At 54.3% G+C, this 1946-nt stretch carries 1 rRNA gene; it reads right to left on the bottom strand.

The features are described from left to right. Positions 1-96 precede the first annotated feature (96 nt). A 23S ribosomal RNA gene (locus AAFO60_RS20735) occupies positions 97-1946 on the bottom strand; the annotation flags it as partial.

The raw sequence follows: 1946 nt of genomic DNA, 5'->3' as shown, positions 1-1946 counted from the left end.
GATGGTGTGTTGTTTCAGAAGTACATAGTGGATGCGCGCAACTTGTGCGTGTGCGTCAAACAACCTCGACTCACCACACGAATGTAGTTGAGTGTTGTTAATAAGTCCTCGGCCGATTAGTACCAGTCACCTACACACATTACTGTGCTTACAGTTCCGGCCTATCAACCCCATAGTCTGTAGGGGGCCTTACCCCACCAAAGGTGGGTGAGAAACCTCATCTTGGAACAGGCTTCCCGCTTAGATGCTTTCAGCGGTTATCCCTTCCGAACGTAGCCAACCAGCAGTGCTCCTGGCGGAACAACTGGCACACCAGAGGTTCGTCCGTCCCGGTCCTCTCGTACTAGGGACAGGATTCCTCAAGTTTCTAGACGCGCGCGGCGGATAGAGACCGAACTGTCTCACGACGTTCTAAACCCAGCTCGCGTGCCGCTTTAATGGGCGAACAGCCCAACCCTTGGGACCTACTCCAGCCCCAGGATGCGACGAGCCGACATCGAGGTGCCAAACCATCCCGTCGATATGGACTCTTGGGGAAGATCAGCCTGTTATCCCCGGGGTACCTTTTATCCGTTGAGCGACACCGCTTCCACATGCCGGTGCCGGATCACTAGTCCCGACTTTCGTCCCTGCTCGACATGTACGTCTCACAGTCAAGCTCCCTTGTGCACTTACACTCAACACCTGATTGCCATCCAGGCTGAGGGAACCTTTGGGCGCCTCCGTTACACTTTAGGAGGCAACCGCCCCAGTTAAACTACCCACCAGGCACTGTCCCTGAACCCGATCAGGGTCCGAGGTTAGAAGCCCAATACGATCAGAGTGGTATTTCAACAACGACTCCACCAACACTAGCGTGCCAGCTTCACAGTCTCCCACCTATCCTACACAAACCGCACCGAACACCAATACCAAGCTATAGTGAAGGTCCCGGGGTCTTTTCGTCCTGCCGCGCGTAACGAGCATCTTTACTCGTACTGCAATTTCGCCGAGCCTGTGGTTGAGACAGCAGAGAAGTCGTTACGCCATTCGTGCAGGTCGGAACTTACCCGACAAGGAATTTCGCTACCTTAGGATGGTTATAGTTACCACCGCCGTTTACTGGGGCTTAAATTCTCAGCTTCACCAACAAAGTTGATTAACCGGTCCTCTTAACCTTCCAGCACCGGGCAGGCGTCAGTCCGTATACATCGTCTTACGACTTCGCACGGACCTGTGTTTTTAGTAAACAGTCGCTTCTCTCTGGTCTCTGCGACCACCACCAGCTCCCAACGCAAGGCTGTTCACCAGTCGTGGTCCCCCTTCTCCCGAAGTTACGGGGGCAATTTGCCGAGTTCCTTAACCACAGTTCACTCGATCGCCTTAGTATTCTCTACCTGACCACCTGTGTCGGTTTGGGGTACGGGCCGTGTACCAACTCACTAGAGGCTTTTCTCGACAGCATAGGATCACTGAATTCGCCTCAACGGCTACGCATCACCTCTCAGGACATATGAGACACGGATTTGCCTATGTCTCTCCCTACAGGCTTACACCAACTAATCCACCAGTTGGCCCAGCTACCTTCCTGCGTCACCCCATCGCTTGACTACTACACCCAAGGTCCCACGCAGCCACACCCCAAACAATCCGAAGAAAGTAAAGGATGCTTTTGGATGGTTAGTACAGATGATTCATCACTGGGCGCGGATACACGGGTACGGGAATATCAACCCGTTGTCCATCGACTACGCCTGTCGGCCTCGCCTTAGGTCCCGACTCACCCTGGGCGGATTAACCTGGCCCAGGAACCCTTGGTCATCCGGCGGACAAGTTTCTCACTTGTCTTTCGCTACTCATGCCTGCATTCTCACTCCCACACCCTCCACAACTGGATCACTCCGCTGCTTCCACGGATGCAGGACGCTCCCCTACCCACCCACACCACTAGACCACCATCCGCAGAC

The organism is Gordonia aichiensis, from assembly GCF_039946255.1.
Lineage (GTDB): Bacteria > Actinomycetota > Actinomycetes > Mycobacteriales > Mycobacteriaceae > Gordonia > Gordonia aichiensis_A.
Note: the sequence above shows the minus strand (reverse complement) of the source record. Positions and strands in the feature narration are given on the sequence as shown.